Consider the following 23,358-nt stretch of genomic DNA (forward strand, 5'->3'; position numbering starts at 1 on the left):
CAGAAACACATTCAGTGACTGACACTCCGCTTTCGCGAGCAAGCCCGCTCCCACATTTTTTTGTGTACACATTCAATGCCCGTGGCTTCTGCCCACATGTGATGGCTCAGCCTCGCTGGCCGCGACACTCCCGCTGACTTCCAGCCGCTGCAAAATCCCGCACTGATCCAGATCCGGCCCGCCGCCACAGCGCTGGCGCAGGTCGAGCAACTGTTCCTGCAACGCCAGCAGCCCGTCGATCCGCGCCTTGACGTGGTGGATATGCTCGTCGATCAACGCATTCACGCTTTCGCACTGGTCCTGAGGACTGTCACGCAGGCCCAGCAGGCTGCGAATTTCCTCAAGGGTCATGTCCAGGCTGCGGCAGTTGCGGATAAACACCAGTCGTTCGGTGTGCGCCTGGGTGTACAGCCGGTAATTACCGTCACTGCGCGCAGGCGGCGGCAGCAGGCCTTCTTTCTCGTAATAACGGATGGTTTCCACCTGGCAATCCGTCAATTTTGCCAATTCGCCGATCTTCATCGCAGCAATCTCCTAAAGGATGCTTGACCCTATAGTGGCTACAGGGTCTTTACTTGGCAACAGGCACCTTTACGGACGCGACAGAATGAGCGATTCCATCCACACCCCGCACAAGCACGACCATGATCATGACCACGCGCACGATCACGGCCCCAAGCTCAAACCTGTGCAGAAGCACGACCATGGCAGCCATGGCGATTCCTGCTGTTCCAGCAAGGCCGCGCCGGCGCTGGTGAAGCTGACCGAAGCCCCGACAGCGGGCTCGCGGCTGAGCACCTTCCGCATCGAAGCCATGGACTGCCCCACCGAGCAGACGCTGATCCAGAACAAACTGGGCAAGCTTGCGGGTGTGCAGCAGCTGGAATTCAACCTGATCAACCGCATTCTCGGCGTCACTCACGACCTGCCGACGACCGCGCCGATCATCGACGCCATCAAGTCCCTGGGCATGCAGGCGGACCCCATCGAAGAAGGCGTCGCCCCGGCTGAGCCGCCGGCGAAGAAGCACTGGTGGCCGCTGGCCGTGTCCGGCGTGGGCGCTCTGGGTGCTGAAGTGCTGCACTTCACCAACGCAGCCCCGACATGGGTGATTGCCCTGGTCGCGCTGATCTCGATCTTCAGCGGCGGCCTCACCACCTACAAAAAGGGCTGGATCGCCCTGAAAAACCTCAACCTGAACATCAACGCCCTGATGAGCATCGCCGTCACCGGCGCGATCCTGATCGGCCAGTGGCCGGAAGCGGCGATGGTGATGTTCCTGTTCACCGTGGCCGAGTTGATCGAGGCCAAGTCCCTGGACCGCGCACGTAATGCCATCAGCGGCTTGATGCAGATGACGCCGGAACAGGCCACGGTCCGTCAGGCAGATGGCAGTTGGGTTGAACAGGAGGTTAAAGTCATCGAACTGGGCGCCATCGTGCGGGTTCGTCCCGGCGAGCGCATTGGCCTGGACGGTGAAGTCACCTCCGGCCAGTCCACCATCGACCAGGCGCCGATTACCGGTGAAAGCCTGCCGATCGAAAAGACCGTGGGCGACAAAGTCTTCGCCGGCACCATCAACCAGGCCGGCTCCCTGGAATACAAAGTCACTGCAGCCGCCAACAACTCCACCCTGGCGCGGATCATCCACGCCGTGGAACAGGCCCAGGGCGCCCGCGCGCCAACCCAGCGTTTTGTCGACACCTTCGCCAAGGTCTACACCCCGGCGGTGTTCATCTTTGCCCTGGGTGTGGCGTTGATCCCGCCGCTGTTCATGGGCGGTGTGTGGTTTGAATGGGTCTACCGCGCACTGGTATTGCTGGTGGTCGCGTGCCCATGTGCACTGGTGATTTCCACCCCGGTGACCATCGTCAGCGGCCTGGCGGCCGCGGCGCGCAAAGGCATCCTGATCAAGGGCGGTGTGTACCTGGAGGGTGGCTACAAACTCGACTACCTGGCCCTCGACAAGACCGGCACCATCACCCACGGCAAGCCGGTGCAAACCGATTACCTGGCGCTGTTCCCGAACATGGAAGACAGCGCACCGGCTCTGGCCGCGAGCCTGGCCGGGCGCTCCGATCACCCGGTGTCCCTGGCCATCGCCAACGCGGCTGTGGATAAGAATCTCGCCGTTCACACGGTGGATAACTTCGAGGCCCTGACCGGTCGCGGTGTGAAGGGTGAAATCAATGGCGAGGTCTACTACCTGGGCAACCACCGTCTGGTGGAAGAGCTGAACCTGTGCTCGCCGGCCCTGGAGAAGAAGCTCTTCGCCCTGGAAAAACAAGGCAAGTCCGTGGTCCTGCTGCTGGACAAGTCCGGCCCGCTGGCGCTGTTCGCCGTGGCCGACACCGTGAAGGACACCAGCCGCGAAGCCATCCAGCAGTTGCATGACCTGGGCATCAAGACCCTGATGCTGACCGGCGACAACACCCACACGGCCAAGGCGATCGCCGATCAGGTGGGTATCGACCAGGCCCAGGGCGACTTGTTGCCCACCGACAAACTGCAAGCCATCGAAGCGCTCTACGCCAAGGGCCACCGGGTCGGCATGGTCGGCGACGGCATCAACGACGCCCCGGCGCTGGCCCGTTCCGAGATCGGGTTTGCCATGGCCGCCGCCGGTACCGACACCGCCATCGAGACCGCCGACGTGGCCCTGATGGACGACGACCTGCGCAAGATTCCGGCATTCATTCGGCTGTCGCGGCAAACGTCGAGTATCCTCAAGCAGAACATCGCCCTGGCCCTGGTGATCAAGGCGATCTTCCTCGCGGTGACCTTCCTTGGAATGGCCACCATGTGGATGGCGGTGTTCGCCGACATGGGCGTGAGCCTGCTGGTGGTATTCAATGGTCTGCGCCTGCTGCGCAAATAGTCGATGAGAGGGTGGTGTGCTGAGTGCCGAGCTGAAGGCGTTTTACATGGTCGCCCGCCTGGGCAGCATTACCCAGGCGGCGAAAAAGCTCGGGCTCAGCCAGCCCACGGTGACCACCCAGATTCGTCACCTGGAAAGCCAGTACTCGGTGGAATTGTTCTACCGTGGCGGGCGCCGCCTGACCGTCAGCGACGAAGGCGCGCGGCTGTTGCCGATGGTCAAGGCGCTGTTGCAGCAGGAAGCGGACATCGAGTTTTTCCTGCGCAACAGTGGCCAGGTACAAGGGGCCTTGAGGATTGCCGCGACGGCACCTTATTACATCCTCGACCTGGTCAAGACCTTCCGCGAGCGGCTGCCGCAGGTCGAGGTTTCGGTGGAGATCGGCAACTCCCAGCAGGTGCTGGAAGCGCTGGATGACTACCGCGTCGACGTCGCCGCCTCGTCCCAATTGCTTGAAGACCCGCGCCTGATCCGGCGGGTACTGGGCATGGACCCGCTGGTGCTGGCGGTGCATCGCAATCATCCGCTGGCGGTACTTGAACATGTACCGCTGACCGCGCTGGCCGGGCATACCTTGCTGATGCGCGAGCCGGGGTCGACCACCCGTCGATTGACCGAAGAGATGTTGCAGGGCGCCGGCGTGAGTTACGGGCCGTTGCTGGAGATCGGCAGCCGGGAATCGATCCGTGAGGCGGTGTTGCGCAATATCGGCATCAGCATCATTGCCCGCCAGGAAGTGCCCCACGACCCGCAATTGCGGGTGCTGACCATCGAAAATGCGCCGCAGATTCCCGAGTATTTGTACTGCCTCAAAGAGCGAAAGGGCGCCCGGTTGCCGGCGGCGTTCCTGGGGTTGGCGCAGGAAATGTCTCCGATCTAAAGTGTTACGCTGGCTTTGCCATTCGCGAGCAAGCCCGCTCCCACCTTCGACCGAGTTTGACGTTTGGAATGCGATCCAATGTGGGAGCGGGCTTGCTCGCGAAAGCGGTAGCCCTGTCACCGTCCCTTTCCAGCCCTACCCAAATCCACCAATACCACTATCGCCACGTTTTGCCTTTCTGCCACAAGAGGGACGCATTGCCTGCCTAGGATGACCTTCATCAGTTTGATGAGGTGCCTCCATGAACACAGCCATGACTAATCCCGGCGCGCCAATGAAGGTGCGCGGTGTACAGAAACGCTTCGGCGCCTTCACCGCGCTGGATAACGTGTCCCTGGACGTCGCCGCTGGCGAACTGGTGTGCCTGCTGGGCCCGTCGGGCTGCGGCAAGACCACCTTGCTACGCTGCATCGCCGGCCTGGAGCGCCAGGACAGCGGCGAGTTGTACCTCGGCGACCGCGATGTTTCCCTACTGGCACCCCAGGCTCGGGACTACGGCATTCTGTTCCAGTCCTACGCGCTGTTTCCCAATCTCACCGTCGAAGCGAACATCGGCTACGGCCTCACCGGCAGTGGCCGCGATGAAGTGCGCAAGCGTGTCGGGCAGATGCTCGAACTGGTGGGTTTGGTGGGCAGCGAAAAGAAATACCCCGGCCAACTTTCCGGCGGCCAACAACAGCGTGTGGCACTGGCTCGCGCCCTAGCGCCGGCGCCGTCCTTGCTGCTGCTGGACGAACCCATGTCGGCCCTCGACGCCCGGGTGCGCGAGCATCTGTGCACCGAGCTGCGCCAATTGCAGCGCCGCTTGGGCATCACCACCCTGATGGTCACCCACAACCAGGACGAGGCCATGCTGATGGCCGACCGCATCGCTGTGATGAACAACGGCAAGGTCGAGCAGTACGCCACGCCCCAGGAAATCTACGACCGCCCGGCCACACCGTTCGTGGCCGAGTTCGTCGGCCAGGGCAACTGGCTGCCGTTCAGTCGCAACAGCGCCAGCCACGCTCAGGTTGGCGGCATGAATATGCGCCTGGCGGACAACGCAGGCGTCGCGAAATCGGGCCGTCTGTTCTGCCGCCCGGAAGCCATCAGCGTCAACCCGCCGGTGCATGAAGAAAACCTGTTCCCGGCCAAGGTCCGCGAGATCACTTTCCTCGGCAACCGCTGCCGCATGAGCTTCGAGCTGGACCAACTGCCCGGCCATCCGCTGCTGGCCGAACTGGCCCCGGAAGCCATGCCGCGTCTTGGCGCCCAGGACATCTGGGTCGCGCTGCCCCCGCGCAGCCTGCAGGTGTTTGCCTGAGATGGCCCGCGATATGACTCTGCCGATACCCGATAACGTGGCTCGTCAGGTTTCCCGTGCCGAACTCGGCGACCGTATTTTTGTTATCGGCGGCAAGCTGCTCTGGCTCTGCCTGCTGGGCGTCGCGGTGCTGATGCCGCTGCTGGCGATCTTCTGGCGCGGCTTCAGCAGTGAAGCCGGGCAGGGCGGTGGCCTGGTGGCGGCGCGGGAGTTGGTCACCAGCGATAACTTCCACTGGTTGCTGGGTAACAGCCTGAAGGTTTCCGGCAGCGTGGCGGTCATCGTCGTACCGCTGGCTTACCTGTTTGCCTACGCGCTGCAACGCACGCTGATTCCCGGCAAGGCGATCTGGCGCGGCATGTCGCTGCTGCCGTTGATGGCGCCGTCGATGTTGCCCGGGATTGCGCTGGTCTACCTGTTCGGCAACCAGGGCATGTTGCGCGGGCTGCTGTCGGACAACATCTATGGCTTCTGGGGCATCGTCCTCGGCGAAGTGATCTACACCTTTCCCCATGCCTTGATGATCCTGTTGTCGGCGCTTTCCCTGGCGGATGCACGTTTGTTCGATGCCGCATCGAGCATGGGCGCGAGTCCCGCCCGGGCGTTTCGCAGCATCACCTGGCCGGCGACGCGCCAGGCCGTGTTTGCCGCGTTTTGCCTGGTGTTCACCCTGACCATCACCGACTTCGGTGTGCCTGTTGTAGTGGGCGGCGACTACCAAGTGTTGGCGCTGGAAGCCTACAAAGCCGTGGTCGGCCAGCAGCAATTCGGCCGCGGTGCCTTAATCGGCATGGTCCTGCTGCTGCCGGCACTGTTCAGCTTCGGTGTCGACGCCTGGCTACGCCGTCGTCACGGCGACTCCATGAGCGGCCGCGCCCAGGTGTTCCAGCCGGCACCGTCGAAGCTGCGGGACGGCTGCTACCTGGTCATCGTCCTGCTGATCTGCGCGATCCTGCTGCTGGTGTTCGGCATGGCGGTCTACTCATCCTTGGTGAAATTCTGGCCCTACAACCTGTCGCTGTCCCTGGCCCACTACCAGTTCGAAGACACGGCCGGCGGCGGCTGGCTGGCCTACCGCAACAGCATCACCATGGCCCTGTGCACCGCGTTGATCGGCAGCGTGCTGATCTTCACCGGCGCCTACCTGATGGAAAAGACCAGGGGCCAGAAGGGCCTGAACCTGGCGCTGCGCATGCTCAGCTTCGTGCCGATGGCGGTGCCGGGGTTGGTGCTGGGCCTGGGCTACGTGTTCTTTTTCAACCTCAACGGCAACCCGCTGCATGTGCTCTACGGCACCATGACGTTGCTGGTGGTGTGCACCATTGCTCACTATTTGACCACCGCCCAAATGACCGCCACCACGGCCCTGCGCCAACTGGACGCGGAATTCGAAGCCGCCGCGCTGTCGCTGAAGGCGCCGCTGTACCGCCATTACCTGCGGGTCACCGTGCCGATCTGCCTGCCGGCGCTGCTGGACATCGTGCGCTACCTGTTCGTCTCGGCGATGACCACCGTCTCCGCCGCGATCTTCCTCTACAGCCCCGACACCATTCTCGCCGCCGTCGCCGTGCTGAACATGGACGACGCCGGCAACGTCGGCGGTGCGGCGGCCATGTCGACCCTGATCCTGTTCACCTCGGCGGGCGTGTCCTTGCTGCTGGCGTGGGCCTCACGCGGCTTGTTGCGCCGCTCCCAGGCCTGGCGCCAAACCGCGCCCGGCCAATAATTCACCCATAAAGGAACTGCACCATGTTCAAGCCCCTGGCGTTAGCCGCTGCTGTGCTCACTGCGTTCAGCCTGAATGCCTTTGCCGCCAAGACCGAGTTGACCGTGTACACGGCCCTCGAAGCCGAGCAATTGAAGACCTACAAACAAGCCTTCGAAAAGGCTAACCCGGACATCGATATCAAATGGGTGCGCGATTCCACTGGCATCATCACCGCCAAGCTGCTGGCCGAAAAAGCCCGCCCGCAGGCTGACGTGGTCTGGGGCCTGGCGGCTTCCAGCCTGGCGATCCTCGACCAGCAGGGCATGCTGCAAAACTACGCACCGGCAGATTTGAGCAAGATCGGTGCGAACTACCGCGACGCCGCCAACCCGCCTGCCTGGGTCGGCATGGACGTGTGGGCTGCGACCATTTGCTTCAACACCGTCGAAGCCGAAAAGCAGGGCCTGAGCAAGCCGGTGAGCTGGCAGGACCTGACCAAGCCTGAGTACAAGGGCAAGATCGTGATGCCCAACCCGGCCTCGTCCGGCACCGGTTTCCTGGATGTGAGTGCCTGGTTGCAGACCTTCGGCGAGAAGCAGGGCTGGCAGTACATGGACGACCTGCACCAGAACATCGGCCAGTACGTTCACTCCGGTTCCAAACCCTGCAAGCTGGCGGCCTCGGGTGAATTCCCGATCGGCATTTCCTTCGAATACCCGGCCGTTCAGCTGAAGCGCCAGGGCGCACCGCTGGATATCATCCTGCCGAAAGAAGGCCTGGGCTGGGATATCGAAGCCACTGCCGTGATCAAAGGCACTGCCCACGCAGACGCGGCACAGAAACTCGCCGACTTCTCCGCCAGCCCCGCGGCGATGGAGCTGTACAAGGAAAACTTCGCGGTACTGGCCCAGCCGGGCATCGCCAAGCCGCAGACCGAGTTGCCGGCGGACTACGAGCAGCGGTTGATCAAGAATGACTTTGCCTGGGCGTCGAAAAACCGCGACAGCATCCTGACCGAATGGCGCAAGCGCTATGACGGCAAGTCGGAAAAACAATAACTACCGATCGTTCCCACGCTCTGCGTGGGAACGCGGCTCTGGACGCTCTGCGTCCGCTTTTGTAGTCGTGACGCGGAGCGTCACAGGATGCATTCCCACGCGGAGCGTGGGAACGAGAGGTCTTCATGACACAACTGCTGATCATCGGCGCCGGCATCCTCGGCCTGTCCCATGCCTATGCCGCTGCCAAACGCGGCCTCAAGGTCAAGGTCTTCGAGCGCAGCGGCACACCGCTGGGTGCTTCCGTGCGCAACTTCGGCCAGGCACTGGTCACCGGCCAGCCGCCCGGGCCGATGCTCGACCTGGCGCGGGAAAGCCGCGAGATCTGGGGCCAGTGGGCGCAACTCGCCGGCATCCAGCTCAAGCGCAACGGCTCTTATTTGTTCGCCCGCACCGAAGCCGAAGAGCACTTGCTTGAAGCCTTCTGCGCCGGTCGCGCGCAAGAACACGGTTATCGCGTCAAGTTGCTGCAAGGCGCCGCCCTGCACGAGCTGTACGGTGGCCAGTTCGCCCATCACCGCGCTGCGCTTCACGGCCTGGATGATCAACAACTGTATTCGCGCGAGGCTATCCCGGCGCTGATCAACTACCTCAGCCGCGAACTGAGCGTGGAGTTTCATTTCTCCACCCTGGTGCGCGACATCGAACCCGGCCAGGTGCACACCACTGCCGGCTCCTTTCGCGGCGAGCAGATCATTGTCTGCTCCGGTCACGACTACCAGACGCTGCTGGCCGAGCAGATTGCCGAACTCAACCCGCAAATCTGCCGCCTGCAAATGCTGCGCGCCCGGCCAGTGGTGGAGTTGAACCTGCAACACGCGCTGCTGACCGGCCTCAGCTGCGTGCACTACGGCGCCTTCGCCGACTTGCCGGAAGCCGCGCCGGTACAGGCCGAAATTCTGCGGGATGTACCGCACCTGCATGAAAACGGTATTCACCTGCTGATCAGCCCGACACCCTATGGCGAACTGATCATCGGGGATTCTCACCATTACGGCAGCGATCCTTCACCGTTCAACGCCGAACAGGTGGACAACTGGATGATCGAACTGGCCGAACATACCCTGGGCTGCAAGATCCAGGTCGTGGAGCGCTGGCAGGGCGTCTATGGTTCCCGTGGGCCGGGGCCGTTCTCGTTCACGCGGGCGGCGCCGGGGGTGAGCGCGGCGTTGATGCACACCGGCGTGGGCATGAGCGTCGGGCCGGCGATGGCCGAGCGCAATATCACTGAGCTGTGGGGGAGTGCGTGATGAAAGCAGAGCAGGCAATCGCCGAGGTCTTCGGCCTGTACGAACAACACGGCACCGCCGATTACATTGGCGAGCCGGTCTCGCAGATCGAACACATGTCCCAGGCCGCGCAGTTGGCCATGGCTGAAGGCTTCGATGATGAAGTGGTGCTGGCGGCGTTCTTCCACGATATCGGGCATATCTGCGGCCAAGGTGGCGAGAACATGGGCGGTTATGGCGTGGTCAGCCATGAACGGCTGGGGGCCGATTATCTGCGCCGGGCGGGCTTCAGCGAGCGCCTGGCAAAACTGGTGGAATACCACGTGCAGGCCAAGCGTTACCTGACCTTCAGCCAGCCGGACTACTATGCGCGGTTGAGCGAGGCCAGCCGCCGCACCCTGGGTTACCAGGGCGGCGTGATGACCGCCGAGGAAGCCCGGGCGTTTGAGCAGGACCCGTTGTGTGCCGTCAGCCTGCGCATGCGTCACTGGGATGAACAAGCCAAGGAAATGCACGTGCCGGTGCTGGACCTTGAAGTGTTGAAATCCAAGGCCCGGCAGTTGTTGGCGGCTTAGGTCTCGTCCAGGCGCTGGGCCAGGGCTTCGACCTGTTCCTGGCGTTCGGCCTGGCTCAATTTGGGGTGCGGGTTGAGGGACGACCATTGCGGATGAGCCCGGGCCTTGTTCAGGGCTTCGGGCAATTTGCCTTCGCGCCAGGTCTTGTCCTGTGGCGTGTCGACCTTGATGCTGTGGATCGCCGCATGGCCCCGCAGGTTCAGGGCCTTGAGCAGTTGCCGCTGGCGCAGGGCCAACAGGCGCAGCACGCTGTCGTCGACGGTCAGCTCGCGCTGGCCCTTGATCTTGCCCAGCAGGCGGCTGCCATAACTGCGGGCAGTTTGCAGCGCGCCTCCCGCGATGGCTCCGGCGAGGGCGGCGGCGCCGAGGGTCAGGCCGCCTGCGAGTAGATCCACACCTGCACCGGCCGCCGCGCCGGCTGCGATACCGCCACCGACCCGCACGCCCAGTTGCTTGAGGGTCTCGGGGTTGAACAGGTCATCGCCCCAGCGCCCGTCCAGCAGCGGTAAATCGCTGGCGGCGGCGTCCTGCGGGCGGAAGCCGAACAGCTTGAGCAAGGCTTCCACGCAACGCTGTTCGCGCTGGCGCACGGCTTTGCGCAGTTCGCTGATGGCTTGCTGTTCTACCTCGGCTTCGCTGACCACGCTGCGGCGGCAGGCGGCGCAGTCGATCAGCAGTTCGGCGATCAGCCGCGCCGCACTTTGCTGGCGGGCCTGGCGCTGGGCTTCCTGATCAAGGATCAGCCGTTCCAGTTGCCCACGGGAGTTTTCCAGCAGCAGGGCGAGGCTTTCATAGAGCCGGCGCTCGCCGTCTTCCGGCGGCGCGACGCTGTCGAAACGCACCAGCGCGTGCAGGCCGAGGCGGGCGAGGGCTTCGCGCCAGTCCGGCTCGCGGTGGTCGGCGCTGCTGACAAAATTGAGCACCGGCAGCAACGGCTTGCCACAGCTGGCCAGCACTTGCAGCTCATCGCGGTACTTGGCCAGCACCGGCTCCCGGGCGTCTATCACATACAGCCCGGCGTCGGAGGCGAGCAGTTGGCGCAGCACCTTGGCTTCCTGTTCGAAGCGTTGCCGGGCCTCGCTGCCTTCCAGAAAACGCGCCAGCCGTGCCGGGCCGTCGAGGCGTTCGCCGGGGCGGTCCAGGCGTTCGAGGTAATCGAGCAGGGCGATGGCATCTTCCAGGCCCGGCGTGTCGTACAGCTCCAGCAAGGCTTCGCCGTCCACCGACAAGCGCGCACCTTCGACATGCCGGGTGGTGCTGGGACGATGGGAGACTTCACCAAAGCCGACGTCTCGCGTGAGCGTGCGCAGCAACGAGGTCTTGCCGACGTTGGTGTGGCCGACCACCGCAAGTTTCAGGGGCTTAGTCATGACCGGTCTCCAGCCAGGTGAGCGGCGCGCAATCGGCGAACGGTATCTCCAGTTGTTGCAAGGCCGTGTGCCAATCACCCAGGCGCTCAGCATCCAGGGCTTGGCCGGCGGGCGCTTGCAGCAGCCAGACCCGAGTGGCGGTGGCGCTGCGGGCCAGTTCGGCAATCAGCGCAAGGCTGCCGCGATCCGGCGAGCGGCGTGGGTCGCAGGCGATGGCCAGGCGCGCGGGCGGGAAGCGGGTGAGTTGCTCCAGCAGCTTGTTGCGGGATTCACGGCTGTCGAGGATGCCGGCGTCCTTGACGCTGGCCGGGAGCTTCGGCGGCCATGGGCGCTGGTCGTCCAGCTCGATGGCCACCAGCAGGGCGCCGTCGCTTTCCAGTTCACTGACGCCGCCGGTTACGTGGTGCAACTGTTCGGGCGCCGCATCGTTGACCCCAAGCCGTTCGCTGCTGGGCATCAGCCGTTCACGCAGTTGGCTGTAGCCGGGCAGGTTAAGGTCGAGGCTCAAGGCGGCGCGCCCACGTTTCCAACGCCACAGGCACAGCAACGCAAGGATCAGCCGCGGCAGGATGCCGTACACCAGCAGCACGCCCACCAGCCAGGCGGCCCAGGCCTGGCGGGCGCTTTCGATATTCAGGGCGGCATCGCCGCTGGCGCGGATCATCTCGACAGTGGGCACATTGAAGCCGAGCAAGGCGGGCAGGGCGCCGAGGGTTTGGGTCACGGCGACAAAGGTGTCGGCCCGCAGGATAGTGGTTTCCCACACAAAGCCGTAGCGCCGGGTGGCCAACAGCGTCAGCAGGATCACCAGGGCGCTGAGCAGGGCCAGCAGCCACAGGCTGTTGACCAGCACACCGACGGCCCAGCGATTGAGCTTGCGCCGTTGCAGCAACAGCAGCAGGGCGGGCGCCAGTTGCGCGGCCTTGGCGTCGCGGGCGAGTTTTTCGCTGAGCCATAACCACAGGCGGCCAAGACTGGCGCCGTGTTCGCCGGCAAACAGCAGGCCCAGGGCCCAGCTCAACAACAGGATCAGATTCAATCCCAGCAGACTGCCCAGGGCCCAGAACACATTGACCGGCGCCAACCCGTTGCCCAGCGCGGCAAACGCCAGGCCGGCGCCGCTGATAATGGCGACTACCGCCAGCAGGATCAGCGCCAGGCGCGCGCCTTGCAGCCAGCGGGTCAGGGCGGCGGTCAGGCCATCGCGTTCGGCCAGCCACAGCGCGCGGTTTTGAATGCGCGTGGGCAAATCGCCGCCGGCGCTGCGGGCCAGGCGATTGGCTTCCTGGTCTTCCAGGGCGCCCGCGTGTTCCTCGCGCAGGCGCACGGTCTCGGTCAGCCAGAGTGTTTGCAGGGGGGTCAGAGCTGTCACGCGCCGTCCTGTTGAGCCAGTGAGTCTGGAGCATAACCGCTGGAACGCCGGTTGGGGTATGCCGCGCGCGGCTCTGGTATTCTCGTCGCCATGAAAAAAACTCTCCCTTTAAGCCTGATCGCAGCCCTCGGTGAAAACCGTGTGATCGGCGTCGACAACAGCATGCCCTGGCATTTGCCGGGGGATTTCAAATATTTCAAGGCCACCACCCTGGGCAAGCCGATCATCATGGGGCGCAAGACCTGGGATTCCCTGGGGCGACCGTTGCCGGGCCGGTTGAACATTGTGGTCAGCCGTCAGACCGACTTGGCGCTGGAAGGTGCGGAAGTTTTTCCGTCACTGGACGCGGCCGTGGAGCGGGCTGAGGAATGGGCCAAGGCGCAGGGCGTGGATGAGCTGATGCTGATCGGCGGCGCGCAGTTGTATGCCCAGGGGCTGGAGCAGGCGGACCGCTTGTATTTGACGCGGGTGGCGTTGAGCCCGGACGGGGATGCGTGGTTTCCCGAGTTTGATTTGAACCAGTGGAAGCTGGTGTCGAATGTCGAGAATCCGGCTGAGGGTGACAAGCCGGCGTACAACTTCGAAGTCTGGGAAAAAGCCTAAGAGCATCGCAGGCAAGCCAGCTCCCACAGTTGACCGAGTATTACTGAAAAAACCGGTTCAATGTGGGAGCTGGCTTGCCTGCGATAGCGGTCTGTCAGGCCTGCGCCAATTCCGCATGCTCATCGGCATTGAGCAGTTCTTTATCCGTCTGCTGCATGATCTGGCTGGTAATCGCCCCGGCCGTCATCGAACCGTTCACGTTCAACGCGGTACGGCCCATGTCGATCAGCGGCTCAACCGAAATCAGCAGCGCCACCAGTGACACCGGCAAGCCCATCGCCGGCAGCACGATCAGCGCGGCAAACGTCGCACCGCCGCCCACGCCCGCCACACCGGCCGAACTCAAGGTCACAATCGCCACCAGGGTCGCGATCCACAGCGGGTCCAGCGGGTTGATACCCACGGTCGGCGCAACCATCACCGCCAGCATCGCCGGATAAAGGCCGGCACAACCGTTCTGGCCAATCGTTGCGCCAAACGAGGCGGCAAAACCGGCGATGGACTGCGGAATCCCCAAGCGACGGGTCTGCGCTTCAATGCTCAGCGGGATGCTGGCGGCGCTGGAGCGGCTGGTGAAGGCAAACGTCAGTACCGGCCAGACCTTGCGGAAGAACCGCAGCGGGTTGATCCCGGCCAGCGACAGCAGCAGGCCATGCACCACAAACATCAGGCTCAGGGCCAGGTACGACACCACCACAAAACTGCCGAGCTTGATGATGTCTTGCAGGTTGGAGCTGGCGACCACTTTGGTCATCAGCGCCAATACGCCGTAGGGGGTCAGCTTCATCACCAGGCGCACCAGGCGCATCACCCAGGCTTGCAGGGTGTCGATGGCGTTGAGGACTTTCTGGCCTTTTTCCACGTCATCCTTGAGCAGTTGCAGCGCGGCAACCCCAAGGAATGCAGCGAAGATCACCACACTGATGATCGACGTCGGCTTGGCCCGGGCCAGGTCGGCGAACGGGTTCTGCGGGATGAACGACAGCAGCAGCTGCGGGATATTCAGGTCGGCAACCTTGCCCGCGTAATCACTCTGGATCACTTGCAGGCGCGCCATTTCCTGGGTGCCGGCCACCAGGCCTTCGGCGGTGAGGCCGAACAGGTTGGTCAGGCCGATACCGATCAGCGCCGCGATTGCCGTGGTGAACAGCAGCGTGCCGATGGTCAGGAAGCTGATCTTGCCCAGGGACGAGGCGTTATGCAGACGGGCCACGGCGCTGAGGATCGAGGCGAACACCAGCGGGATCACGATCATTTGCAGCAACTGCACGTAACCGTTGCCGACCAGGTCGAACCAGCTGATCGAGGCCTTGAGCACCGGGTTGCCGGCACCGTAGATCGCGTGCAGCACCACACCGAAGATCACGCCGAGTACCAACGCAAACAACACCTTCTTGGCGAGGCTCCAGTTGGTTCGGCGGGTTTGTGCCAGGCCCAGCAGCAAGGCCACGAACACCAGTAAGTTGAGAATCAGGGGCAGATTCATTGAAGCTCCGTTGAGAAGGCAGCCAATCGCAGGAGCCTGCGATTGCGAACCGGCAAGCCTAACAGCTTGAAATATATTGATTTAATAACGTTATCGCATGGTGACTGTCGTTTTTGGAATAAGCGGGTGACGCGCAGGCGTATGGCATTGGCGCGATCACGACGAAAGCGGTCGCGCTCGGGCGATAACTGTCATACAGATTTGTTAGCGTCGATGTCTTTCACTCAGGGAGAAAACGCACATGAAGCTAGCGCCGAAACTGTTTGCCGCCGCGCTGTGCCTGGGCCTCGCGAGCCAGGCCTTTGCCGCCACCGAGTTGAAACACTGGCCGGCGGCTGCCGCCAAGCAACTGGACACGATGATTGCTGCCAATGCCAACAAGGGCAACTTCGCGGTGTTCGACATGGACAACACCAGTTACCGCTACGACCTTGAAGAGTCGTTGCTGCCGTACCTGGAAAACAAGGGCCTGATTACCCGCAACACCATGGACCCTTCCCTGAAGCTGATCCCGTTCAAAGACACCGCCGACCACAAGGAAAGCCTCTTCAGCTACTACTACCGCCTCTGCGAAGTCGACGACATGGTCTGCTACCCGTGGGTCGCGCAGATTTTCTCCGGCTTCACCCTCAAGGAACTCAAGGGCTACGTCGACGAGATGATGGCGTCGGGCAAGCCGGTGCCGGTCACCTATTACGACGGTGACGTGGTCAAGAACATGGAAGTGCAGCCGCCGAAGGTCTTCACCGGCCAGGCTGAGCTGTTCAACAAGCTGATGGAAAACGGCATCGAGGTCTACGTGATGACCGCCGCGTCCGAGGAACTGGTGCGCATGGTCGCGGCCGATCCGAAGTACGGCTACAACGTCAAACCCGAGAACGTCATCGGCGTGAGCACCTTGCTCAAGGACCGCAAGACCGGCGAGCTGACCACCGCCCGCAAGCAGATTGCCGCCGGCAAGTATGACGAGAAGGCCAACCTCGGCCTGGAGCTGACCCCGTACCTGTGGACCCCGGCCACCTGGATGGCCGGCAAGCACGCAGCGATCCTGACCTATATCGACGAGTGGAAAAAACCGGTGATCGTCGGTGGCGACACGCCGACCAGTGACGGCTACATGCTGTTCCATGACGTGGACGTGGCCAAGGGCGGCATCCACCTGTGGATCAACCGTAAAGACAAATACATGACCCAGCTCAACGGCATGATGGCCAAGCACGCTGCGGCCCAGGCCAAGGAAGGGTTGCCGGTGACGGCGGATAAAAACTGGGTGATCGTCAAGCCGGACGAGATTCAGTAATTACGGCTGGACTCGGTCGAAAATGTGGGAGCGGGCTTGCTCGCGAAGGCGGTGGATCAGCCAGCTTATTCAGTAACTGGCACACCGCAATTCGCGAGCAAGCCCGCTCCCACAGTTGATCACCTTTGTTTGAGGGATTATCTCCAGGCAAAAAAATGCCCCGCACCTGGCGGGGCATTTTTATGGGCGAGGTTTACAGACCGTCAAGCATCGCCTTGTTACGCACAGCACCCTTGTCGGCACTGGTGGCCAGCAGGGCGTAAGCCTTCAAGGCGGTGGTGACTTTGCGCGGACGCTTCTCCACCGGCTTCCAGCCTTTCTTGTCCTGCTCGACCCGGCGTGCCGCCAGTTCTTCATCGCTGATCAACAGGTTGATCGAGCGGTTCGGAATGTCGATCAGCACCTTGTCGCCATCCTGCACCAGGCCGATGGCGCCGCCCGCAGCAGCTTCCGGCGAAGCGTGGCCGATGGACAGGCCCGAGGTCCCGCCGGAAAAACGGCCGTCGGTCAGCAAGGCGCAGGCTTTGCCCAGGCCCTTGGATTTCAGGTACGACGTCGGGTACAGCATCTCTTGCATGCCCGGGCCGCCTTTCGGGCCTTCGTAACGGATGATGACGATGTCGCCTTCCTTCACTTCGTCAGCGAGGATGCCGCGTACCGAGCTGTCCTGGCTTTCGTAGATCTTGGCGCGGCCTTCGAACACGTGGATCGACTCGTCGACACCGGCAGTTTTCACCACGCAGCCATCCAGCGCGATGTTGCCGTACAGCACGGCCAGGCCGCCCTCTTTCGAATAGGCATGCTCGACACTGCGGATGCAGCCGTTTTCACGGTCGTCGTCGAGGGTTTCCCAACGGGTCGACTGGCTGAACGCGGTCTGCGTCGGGATGCCGGCCGGGCCGGCCTTGAAGAAGTGATGCACGGCTTCGTCAGTGGTCTGGGTGATGTCCCACTTGGCGATGCCTTCGGCGATGGATTTGCTGTGCACGGTCGGCAGGTCGGTGTGCAACAGGCCGCCACGGGCCAGGGAGCCGAGGATCGAGAAGATCCCGCCGGCGCGGTGCACGTCTTCCATGTGGTACTTCTGGATGTTCGGCGCGACTTTGCACAGTTGCGGCACGTGGCGCGACAGGCGGTCGATGTCCCGCAGGTCGAAGTCGATCTCGGCTTCTTGCGCGGCGGCCAGCAAGTGCAGGATGGTGTTGGTGGAACCGCCCATGGCGATGTCCAGGGTCATGGCGTTTTCGAACGCCTTGAAGTTGGCGATGTTGCGCGGCAACACCGACTCATCGTTCTCGGTGTAGTAGCGCTTGCACAGCTCGACGATGGTGCGGCCGGCCTGCAGGAACAGTTGCTCGCGGTCGCTGTGGGTGGCCAGTGTCGAGCCGTTGCCCGGCAAGGCGAGCCCTAAGGCTTCCACCAGGCAGTTCATCGAGTTGGCGGTGAACATGCCGGAGCACGAACCGCAGGTAGGGCAGGCGCTGCGCTCGTATTCCGCGACCTTCTCGTCAGAAGCGCTGGAATCGGCGGCGATGACCATGGCGTCCACCAGGTCGAGGCCGTGGGAGGCGAGCTTGGTCTTGCCGGCTTCCATCGGGCCGCCGGAGACGAAGATCACCGGGATGTTCAGGCGCAGGGCGGCCATCAGCATGCCGGGGGTGATCTTGTCGCAGTTGGAGATGCACACGATGGCGTCGGCGCAGTGGGCGTTGACCATGTATTCCACGGAGTCGGCGATGATCTCGCGGCTCGGCAGGGAATACAGCATGCCGTCATGGCCCATGGCGATGCCGTCATCCACGGCGATGGTGTTGAATTCTTTCGCTACACCGCCGGCGCGTTCGATCTCGCGGGCGACCAGTTGGCCCAGGTCCTTGAGGTGGACGTGGCCGGGTACGAACTGGGTGAACGAGTTGGCAATCGCGATGATCGGCTTCTTGAAGTCGTCATCTTTCATCCCCGTGGCGCGCCACAGTGCGCGGGCGCCGGCCATGTTGCGGCCGTGGGTGGATGTTTTCGAGCGGTAATCAGGCATTGGAGCACTCCGGGCGGCTAATCAAGTACTAAAGGGGAGTGAGCTTCTAATTGACGACTGGAACACCCGATAAATGGCCGTGTGTCCGGAAGTTGCCACTCGCGTCGCGGGATCGCCGCTTGCTTGGGCCTCGAGCTCATAAACCCGCCGGGGGATGACTGGCGATGAATAGGTCCGATTCTACACCGCTGGCGGCCGGAGGGAATGGCCGTCTACCTGTAGGAGCGAGCTTGCTCGCGAAAAACGTCAACGGTAACGCAGCGCTATCAGGTGGTCCGTGTCGTCTGTTGGTTTTTCGCGAGCAAGCTCGCTCCTACAGGGTTGCGTATTTCACAGCCACATGGCGTCCCAGAGCGGATAGTCGCCGATACGCTCAACCAGCCCTGCTCTTAATGGATTGGCGACGATGTATCGAGCTGTTGCTTTCAGGTCATCTTCCCGGCGTAGCGCCCGATCAAAGTAGCCCTTTTGCCAAAGTGTCCCGTGGCAACTCCTCGCTTTGTTAATGGCGTGGGCACTTCGCGACTTGGTAATCCGCATCAGTCTCGGCAAATCGCCGTTGTGCAATTCCACCAGCCAATGGAAATGGTCCGGCATCACGACCCAGGCCAGTGAGGTCGCCTCGCCGTCGTCCTGAGCCTTTCTGAATTCGCGAACAAGCAGGCGACCAATGCGCCAGTCCTGGAAGGCCAGCTGTCGTTGATGGGTGACGGCGGTGAGCAGGTAAATGCGGCCGGATTCCGAATAGCGGCCTTTACGCAGCCGATGGGCGTTTTGCTGGGTGGACATTCCTTCGTCCTCTTCGTGTGGGTAGAAGAGAGACGGTAGGAGGCAACAGTGTCTATTGGCGTTTAAACACTGGTTCTGAATATGTCATGCCTTCTGTAGGAGCGAGCTTGCTCGCGAAGAACGTCAACGATAACGCAGCGCTATCAGGTGGCCCGTGTCGCCTATATGTTTTTCGCGAGCAAGCTCGCTCCTACAGTGGGAGTGGGAGAGCGTTAGCGTCCGACTCTGATGTTCGTCACTACGCCCCAAACGCTGAGCACGATGAAGCTGATGGCGATGGTCATCAGCAAGTTGTCTCCGGCTTGGGCGAGCGCGGCGCTGCTGACGGCGGCGGTGATGAACATGATGCTGTTGCCGGCCGACGCGGCGGTGCCGGCGCTGCTGGAGAACAGCAACATGGCCGCGGAAATCGCGGCGGGGCGAACCAGGGTCACGGCCAGGGCGCTGATCAGCATCGGGATCAGCAGGGTGATGGTGGTCATGGCCTCATAGCTGATCACCAGCGTCAGCAATACGCCTGCGATCCCCAGCAGGCCCAGCCCGAGGTTGATTTGTCGCGTGAGGGAGATATGTTTCTGCAGTGCAGTTGCTGCAACGCCGCCCAGCAGGTAGGCAACGCCATACACCATCAGCACTACCGCGTACTGGTATTCGGACAGCTTCAACTCATCCATGAAAATCAGCGGTGTCACGCTGATCAAGGCGAAGTAACACGCGAATACCAACGCGGCGATCCACCAGTAACGGATGAAGTCCCGGTTGCTTGCGATGGATTTCAGCGTGGCGATGATCGAAACAGGGGCTCTTTCAGGGCTGGCCGCCTTGGACGGCAATATCAGCCAGGCATGGATAAACATGCCTAGCGCCATCACCGCAAATCCATAAAAGCTGCCCTGCCAATCAAATGTGGTTTGCAGCCAGGAGCCGAGCAGCGGCGACAGCGCAACGAACGATCCGCTCAGGGTCATGTAGTAGATGCGGATGCGGGCGCGATCCTGCTCTTCGAAAAGGTCTTCAACCAGCGCATGGCCGAGCACAAAAAAGCCACAGCCGATGGCCTGGACGGCGCGAAACAGCAGGAAACTCGGGTAATTCGCCGCCAGTGCGCAGCCGATCGAGCCTAGGGTGGAAACCACGATGCACCCCAGCAGCACTTCCTTGCGCCCGAATTTATCTGAAAGCGGGCCGGCGATCAGTTGGGAAATCGCAAAAACCAGAGTGAACAGGCTGATGGATAAGGCGACCTCAGCAGTTGAGGTATCGAACTTCGCGGCCAGGGCTGGAAAGGAGGGCAGCAGGATATTGATCGGGAAGAAGCTGATCAGCGAGATGCAGGTGATGAGGATGAAGCGCGAGCGTTGTTGGCGTTTTAAGTCGCCATGGGGTGGCGAATAAGAGGACTCAGACATTGTTTTTATTTTCCGGAGTAAAACCAGAAACCGATACTAGTCTGCGAAACGGGGAATTCAATCAAAAGTGTTGTGGGAGGCCAAGCCCATGATGGTGTGTGTTGCCGCTGTAGGAGCGAGCTTGCTCGCGAAGAACGTCAACGATAACGCAGCGCTATCAGGTAGCCCGTGTTGTCTATTCGTCTTTCGCGAGCAAGCTCGCTCCTACAGTTGATCCGGTTCCAATTGGGCGTTAGCTATTCGGCAACAACCGGCAAGTAATGCTCTTGATATACCGGGTCTCGGCAATCGCCGGGTGCACCGGGTGGTCCGGGCCCTGGCCGCCGCGTTCCAGCATCTGGATATTGCGATCCAGGTGACGGGCGCTGGTCAGCAGGATGTTTTGCAGGTCGTCTTCCGGCAAGTGCATCGAGCACGAAGCGCTGACCAGGATGCCGTCCTTGCTGAGCAGGCGCATGGCTTGCTCGTTCAGGCGGCGGTAGGCGCCTTCGCCGTTTTTCATGTCTTTCTTGCGCTTGATGAAGGCAGGCGGGTCGGCCACGATCACGTCGAAACGCTCTTCGCTGGCTTTCAGCTCTTTGAGGGCTTCGAACACGTCGCCTTCGATGCAGGTCATTTTCTCGGCAACGCCGTTCAGTGCCGCGTTGCGCTCCACGCCGTCGAGGGCGAAGGCGGAGGCGTCGACGCAGAACACTTCACTGGCACCGAAGGCGGCCGCTTGCACGCCCCAGCCGCCGATGTAGCTGTACAGGTCGAGTACGCGTTTGCCTTTGGCATACGGAGCCAGGCGAGCGCGGTTCATGCGGTGGTCGTAGAACCAGCCGGTCTTCTGGCCCTGGATCACCGGCGCTTCGAACTTCACGCCGTTTTCTTCCAGTGCCACCCACTCCGGCACCAGGCCGAACACGGTTTCGACGTAGCGGTTGAGGCCTTCGGCATCACGCGCAGCGGAGTCGTTCTTGAACAGGATGCCGCTTGGCTTGAGCACTTGGGTCAGTGCGGCAATCACGTCTTCCTTGTGGGCTTCCATGGTCGCCGAAGCGATCTGCACCACCAGGATGTCGCCGAAACGGTCGACCACCAGGCCTGGCAACAAGTCGGAATCGCCGTACACCAGGCGGTAGAACGGCTTGTCGAACAGGCGGTCACGCAGGGACAGGGCGACGTTGATGCGGTGCACCAGCAGCGACTTGTCCAGCGGCAACTTGATGTCGCGGGACAGCAGGCGGGCGCAGATCAGGTTGTTCGGGCTCATGGCCACGATGCCGAGGGTCTTGCCGCCGGCTGCTTCCAGGATCGCCTGGTCGCCTGCCTGGAAGCCGTGAAGAGGTGTGGCGGCCACATCGATTTCGTTGCTGTAGACCCACAGGTGGCCGTTGCGCAAACGACGATCGGCGTTGGCTTTGAGACGCAGGCTTGGCAGGGACATGGCGTCGCTCCGGAAAAAAGAGCGGGAGTATACCGTGTTGTGCAGTACTTGGCGGCGCCGCCGGACATGTGGAAGCGGTTCAGTTCGGGTTTTTGAGGTGTCAGCCTGGTTGCCATAAAGGTTAGAATCGCCGCCTAGTCCAGAGTGTGCCCCCTATGTCCCAAGAGCTATCCGCCGAACAGATCCAACAGAGCCTGCAAGGCATCAGTGTGCCGCCTCAACCGCAAATCATGGTGGATTTGCAGATGGAGCAGTACATGCCCGATCCGGACCTGGAAGTGATCGCCCGGTTGATCGCCCAGGACCCGGGCCTCTCCGGCTCGCTGCTGAAGATCGTCAATTCGCCGTATTACGGTCTGAGCAACAAGATCGTCTCGATACAGCGCGCGGTGAACCTGCTGGGCAGCCGCTCCATCGTCAACCTGATCAACGCGCAGTCGATCAAGGGCGAGATGAGCGACGACACGATCGTCACCCTCAACCGTTTCTGGGACACCGCCCAGGACGTGGCCATGACCTGCCTGGCCCTGGCCAAGCGCACCGGCAGCCAGGCGGTCGATGAAGCCTACGCATTGGGGCTGTTCCACGATTGTGGCGTGCCGTTGATGCTCAAGCGTTTCCCGAACTACATGAGTGTGCTGGAAGAGGCCTATGCCAACGCCGGCCCGGATTGCCGTGTGGTCGACACCGAGAACCAGGCGTTCAACACCAACCATGCCGTGGTGGGTTACTACACCGCCAAATCCTGGCGCCTGCCGGAACATGTGACCGATGCCATCGCCAATCACCACAATGCCCTGGCGATTTTCAGCGACGAGTCCAACCACAAGCCGCAGCTGAAAAACCTGCTGGCGATCCTGAAGATGGCCGAGCACATTTGTGCGTCGTACCGCGTGCTGGGCAACCAGGTGGATGACCATGAGTGGAACGCCATCGGCCCGCTGGTGCTGGACCATATCGGCCTGTCGGACTACGACTTCGAGAGCTTGAAGTTGTCGATCCGCGAGCTGGGCGCGCACTAACCCTTTTTCCAAGAGGTACACATGCCCGAGTTACCGGAAGTCGAAACCACCCGGCGCGGAATTGCGCCGCACTTGGAAGGCCAGCGGGTCAGCCGTGTGGTGGTGCGTGAGCGGCGCCTGCGCTGGCCGATCCCGGAAGACCTGGATGTGCGGCTGTCCGGGCAACGCATCGTGCTGGTGGAGCGGCGGGCCAAGTATTTGTTGATCAATGCCGAGGTCGGCACGCTGATCAGCCACTTGGGCATGTCGGGCAATTTGCGCCTGGTGGAAGCCGGCAGCCCGGCGGCCAAGCATGAGCATGTGGATATAGAACTTGAGTCGGGCCTGGCCCTGCGCTACACCGACCCGCGACGCTTTGGCGCGATGCTCTGGAGCCTCGACCCGCTGAACCACGAGCTGCTGATCCGCCTGGGGCCGGAGCCGTTGACCGACCTGTTCGACGGCGAGCGGCTATTCCAGCTGTCCCGTGGACGCTCGATGGCGGTGAAGCCGTTCATCATGGATAACGCAGTGGTGGTGGGCGTAGGCAATATCTATGCGACGGAAGCGCTGTTTGCCGCTGGGATTGATCCGCGTCGGGAAGCCAAGGGCATTTCCCGTGGGCGTTACCTGAAGCTGGCGATTGAGATCAAACGCATCCTGGCGGCGGCCATCGAGCGCGGCGGCACCACGTTGCGGGACTTTATCGGCGGCGACGGGCAGCCGGGGTATTTCCAGCAGGAATTGTTCGTCTATGGCCGTGGTGGCGAGGCGTGCAAGGTCTGTGGGACTGAGTTGCGCAACGTGATGCTGGGGCAGCGGGCGAGTGTGTTTTGCCCGAAGTGTCAGAGCTGACGATTTGTGGTGCTGCTGATGGCCTCTTCGCGAGCAAGCCCGCTCCCACATTCGACTGCATTCCAAAGGTGGAAC

The 23,358-nt window shown here is 62.2% G+C and carries 19 protein-coding genes; 11 read left to right on the forward strand and 8 right to left on the reverse strand.

Annotated features, from left to right (window positions below; genetic code table 11):
- Window positions 1-72: 72 nt before the first annotated feature.
- Complete coding sequence (cadR, locus tag ACW9I6_RS18205; protein ID WP_017476559.1) at window positions 73-522, reverse strand: Cd(II)/Pb(II)-responsive transcriptional regulator; 450 nt, start codon at window positions 520-522, stop codon at window positions 73-75.
- A gap of 85 nt (window positions 523-607) precedes the next feature.
- Between cadR and ACW9I6_RS18210 the strand changes: the two genes are divergently transcribed.
- The 7 genes from ACW9I6_RS18210 (at window position 608) to ACW9I6_RS18240 (ending at window position 9,634) form a co-directional block, all read left to right on the forward strand.
- Complete coding sequence (locus ACW9I6_RS18210) at window positions 608-2,878, forward strand: heavy metal translocating P-type ATPase (protein WP_003213817.1); 2,271 nt, start codon at window positions 608-610, stop codon at window positions 2,876-2,878.
- A 16-nt stretch (window positions 2,879-2,894) separates the two neighbouring features.
- Window positions 2,895-3,758, forward strand: a complete 864-nt coding sequence (locus tag ACW9I6_RS18215) for a LysR family transcriptional regulator (RefSeq protein WP_102604108.1) — start codon at window positions 2,895-2,897, stop codon at window positions 3,756-3,758.
- 241 nt (window positions 3,759-3,999) lie between these two features.
- Entirely contained in the window at window positions 4,000-5,064 is a 1,065-nt protein-coding gene (locus ACW9I6_RS18220) for a putative 2-aminoethylphosphonate ABC transporter ATP-binding protein (RefSeq protein WP_023659299.1), read from the forward strand.
- 1 nt (window position 5,065) lies between these two features.
- A complete protein-coding gene (locus ACW9I6_RS18225) occupies window positions 5,066-6,790 on the forward strand; it encodes a putative 2-aminoethylphosphonate ABC transporter permease subunit (RefSeq protein WP_457339626.1) in 1,725 nt (574 codons plus the stop codon).
- A 23-nt stretch (window positions 6,791-6,813) separates the two neighbouring features.
- Entirely contained in the window at window positions 6,814-7,830 is a 1,017-nt protein-coding gene (locus ACW9I6_RS18230) for a putative 2-aminoethylphosphonate ABC transporter substrate-binding protein (protein ID WP_177022343.1), read from the forward strand.
- Window positions 7,831-7,955: 125 nt separating this feature from the next.
- Window positions 7,956-9,080, forward strand: a complete 1,125-nt coding sequence (locus tag ACW9I6_RS18235; protein ID WP_178912568.1) for a TIGR03364 family FAD-dependent oxidoreductase — start codon at window positions 7,956-7,958, stop codon at window positions 9,078-9,080.
- Window positions 9,080-9,634 (forward strand): phosphonate degradation HD-domain oxygenase, encoded by a 555-nt coding sequence (locus ACW9I6_RS18240; protein ID WP_102604113.1) that lies wholly within the window; start codon window positions 9,080-9,082, stop codon window positions 9,632-9,634. The genes ACW9I6_RS18235 and ACW9I6_RS18240 overlap by 1 nt, the downstream gene beginning before the upstream one ends.
- On the opposite strand, the gene ACW9I6_RS18245 is transcribed toward ACW9I6_RS18240, so the two are convergent.
- Together ACW9I6_RS18245 and ACW9I6_RS18250 are read right to left on the reverse strand one after the other, a co-directional pair.
- Window positions 9,631-11,004 carry a DUF3482 domain-containing protein gene (locus ACW9I6_RS18245; RefSeq protein ID WP_457339627.1) on the reverse strand — a complete coding sequence of 458 codons (1,374 nt, stop codon included), beginning with the start codon at window positions 11,002-11,004 and terminating at the stop codon, window positions 9,631-9,633. The two genes, ACW9I6_RS18240 and ACW9I6_RS18245, sit on opposite strands and share 4 nt — an antisense overlap.
- Complete coding sequence (locus ACW9I6_RS18250; protein WP_457339628.1) at window positions 10,997-12,376, reverse strand: DUF2868 domain-containing protein; 1,380 nt, start codon at window positions 12,374-12,376, stop codon at window positions 10,997-10,999. The genes ACW9I6_RS18245 and ACW9I6_RS18250 overlap by 8 nt, the downstream gene beginning before the upstream one ends.
- Before the next feature lie 90 nt (window positions 12,377-12,466).
- On the opposite strand from ACW9I6_RS18250, the gene ACW9I6_RS18255 reads away from it, so the two are divergent.
- Window positions 12,467-12,979: a dihydrofolate reductase gene (locus tag ACW9I6_RS18255; RefSeq protein WP_003213805.1), complete on the forward strand. Its 513-nt coding sequence runs from the start codon at window positions 12,467-12,469 to the stop codon at window positions 12,977-12,979.
- Between the two features lie 94 nt (window positions 12,980-13,073).
- On the opposite strand, the gene ACW9I6_RS18260 is transcribed toward ACW9I6_RS18255, so the two are convergent.
- Entirely contained in the window at window positions 13,074-14,465 is a 1,392-nt protein-coding gene (locus ACW9I6_RS18260; RefSeq protein ID WP_457339629.1) for an L-cystine transporter, read from the reverse strand.
- A 241-nt stretch (window positions 14,466-14,706) separates the two neighbouring features.
- Between ACW9I6_RS18260 and ACW9I6_RS18265 the strand changes: the two genes are divergently transcribed.
- The gene (locus ACW9I6_RS18265) at window positions 14,707-15,765 is read left to right on the forward strand and encodes a haloacid dehalogenase-like hydrolase (protein ID WP_457339630.1); all 1,059 of its coding nucleotides are present in this window, start codon (window positions 14,707-14,709) and stop codon (window positions 15,763-15,765) included.
- 193 nt (window positions 15,766-15,958) lie between these two features.
- Here the strand turns inward: ACW9I6_RS18265 and ilvD are convergent, their stop codons facing one another.
- The 4 genes from ilvD to ACW9I6_RS18285 form a co-directional block, all read right to left on the reverse strand.
- Complete coding sequence (gene ilvD / locus ACW9I6_RS18270; RefSeq protein ID WP_003213802.1) at window positions 15,959-17,800, reverse strand: dihydroxy-acid dehydratase; 1,842 nt, start codon at window positions 17,798-17,800, stop codon at window positions 15,959-15,961.
- A 330-nt stretch (window positions 17,801-18,130) separates the two neighbouring features.
- Window positions 18,131-18,589 carry an REP-associated tyrosine transposase gene (locus tag ACW9I6_RS18275; RefSeq protein WP_177054916.1) on the reverse strand — a complete coding sequence of 153 codons (459 nt, stop codon included), beginning with the start codon at window positions 18,587-18,589 and terminating at the stop codon, window positions 18,131-18,133.
- Window positions 18,590-18,801: 212 nt separating this feature from the next.
- Window positions 18,802-19,998, reverse strand: coding sequence for an MFS transporter (locus tag ACW9I6_RS18280; RefSeq protein ID WP_134327475.1), 1,197 nt, complete (start codon window positions 19,996-19,998; stop codon window positions 18,802-18,804).
- A 232-nt stretch (window positions 19,999-20,230) separates the two neighbouring features.
- On the reverse strand, window positions 20,231-21,427 hold the full coding sequence (locus tag ACW9I6_RS18285) for a class I SAM-dependent rRNA methyltransferase (protein WP_003213799.1): 1,197 nt from the start codon (window positions 21,425-21,427) through the stop codon (window positions 20,231-20,233).
- A gap of 209 nt (window positions 21,428-21,636) precedes the next feature.
- Here ACW9I6_RS18285 and ACW9I6_RS18290 point away from each other — a divergent pair, with 209 nt between their 5' ends.
- Both ACW9I6_RS18290 and mutM read left to right on the forward strand, forming a co-directional pair.
- A complete protein-coding gene (locus ACW9I6_RS18290; protein WP_177054937.1) occupies window positions 21,637-22,449 on the forward strand; it encodes an HDOD domain-containing protein in 813 nt (270 codons plus the stop codon).
- Between the two features lie 21 nt (window positions 22,450-22,470).
- Complete coding sequence (mutM, locus tag ACW9I6_RS18295; protein WP_008438968.1) at window positions 22,471-23,283, forward strand: bifunctional DNA-formamidopyrimidine glycosylase/DNA-(apurinic or apyrimidinic site) lyase; 813 nt, start codon at window positions 22,471-22,473, stop codon at window positions 23,281-23,283.
- Window positions 23,284-23,358 lie beyond the last annotated feature (75 nt).

The organism is Pseudomonas sp. SDO5522_S412 (genome assembly GCF_054071215.1).